Here is a 1,696-nt window from a genome sequence, read left to right on the forward strand (position 1 = left end):
TCAATTCGCGAGGCCAGATTTTTGGCGCGTTCAATATCTTTACAGAAAACGGTTCCGCCCAGACCAAAATTAGAATCATTAGCCAGTGTAATTGCTTCTTCATCATTTTTTACAACATACAACTGTGCTACAGGCCCGAAAAATTCTTCGAAATAAGCCGGATTATCCCGGCTGATATCCGTGATCAGTGTTGGGGCAAAAAAATTATATTCACCTAGCGGATTATTACATAATATCTTAGCACCATAATCAATGGCAGTATAAAGCTGATCACCCAATATATTCAAGACCTTAAAAGATGAAAGGGGTGCCAGAGTAGTCTTTTCATCCATCGGATCGCTCATAACCACTTGAGCAAAATCATCCTTAACGATTTGGATAAATTGATCGGCTAATTTTTCATGAACGATAAACCGTTTTGCCGCAATACAAGCCTGACCGGCGTTAAACAAACATTCTGTTACTGCAGTATGTGCAGCGGCTACGACATCCGTATCGTCTGTAACGATGAATACACCATTACCTCCCAGTTCCATAGTCGATTTTTTCAGTTTACTACCAGCTAGTTCGGCTACAATACTACCGGTATCTTCAGACCCTGTTAGAGTTACACCTTGTACACGCTGGTCAGCAATGATTGCTACTATCTGATCATAGCTAACACATAAATTAGTATAAGTACCGGCTGGTGCTTTGGCTTTATGCAACAGATCTTCCACCAGTTGGGCACATTGCGGAACATTACTGGCATGTTTGGCTACTACCGGATTGCCTACGGCAATAGCTGGTGCAATTACTCGGATAAGCTGGTAAATAGGAAAACTCCATGATTCAATTGCCAGAATAATACCGATAGGGTGATGTTCTACCCAACCAGTACCTAGTTTGCTCGGATAGGCTATTGGTTTTAATAATTCAGCAGCATGTTTAACACAGTACTGAATAATTTCAATGGAGTTAATAACCTCGTTACGACTCTCTACAATACGTTTTCCCATCTCCATTGTAATAGTACGGGCAATCTTTTCCTGATGCTCTATCATTAATTTGGTCAGGCGCTGTAATAATTCCAGTCTTTCATCAATATTTTTGGGTTGTGACCATTCTGACTTATATAGTGTATGAGCCTGAGTCAGTGCGCTTTCAACTTCAGCATCAGTATGATTGGGAAAAATTTTGATAAGCTGCCTAGTGAGGGGATCAATGGATTGATATGCCATATTTAGCTATCCTTCAAACATATAATTGTAAGGATATTTTGTCTGTAAAATACGGAGCAGGAGAAAACAATTGTCCGAATTATGTGAGAAAAAATTTTAACAAAAATTATAAATATTAATATAGGCTATTAATGAATGTATGGCAGAAAATCAAGTTATCATAAAGCAGTATAGCTAGAATATGATTTACACTATCAGAAAACTGGACAGTATCATGAAAAATATTAAAATTGATTGGTGATTTTCCTTCATTTTATCTAAGAAAAGCAGCCTGTTTTACAGACTGCTTTTTGCAGAAGCAGTGAGCTTATTCCTGAGCAAGTACCACCAATTTATGGTTAACAAATTCTTTAATACCCAAATCGCTAAGCTCACGTCCGTAGCCCGAACGTTTAACTCCGCCAAATGGCAGTTCAGCTACGGAATCACCGAAACGGTTAATAAATACCATACCGGTTTCAATTCGCGAGGCCAGA

General features: G+C 38.8%; 2 protein-coding genes. Both read right to left on the reverse strand.

Annotation, left to right across the window (positions count from 1 at the left end; translation table 11 throughout):
- Positions 1–1,220 (reverse strand): aldehyde dehydrogenase family protein (locus H3T84_RS11920; RefSeq protein WP_198219309.1); only part of this gene is annotated, 1,220 nt, incomplete at its 3' end.
- 307 nt (positions 1,221–1,527) lie between these two features.
- Positions 1,528–1,696, reverse strand: a 169-nt coding sequence (locus tag H3T84_RS11925; protein ID WP_198219311.1) for an aldehyde dehydrogenase family protein, incomplete at its 5' end; no start/stop codon positions are given.

Source organism: Snodgrassella sp. M0110, assembly GCF_016101465.1.
Classification (GTDB): Bacteria; Pseudomonadota; Gammaproteobacteria; order Burkholderiales; family Neisseriaceae; genus Snodgrassella; species Snodgrassella alvi.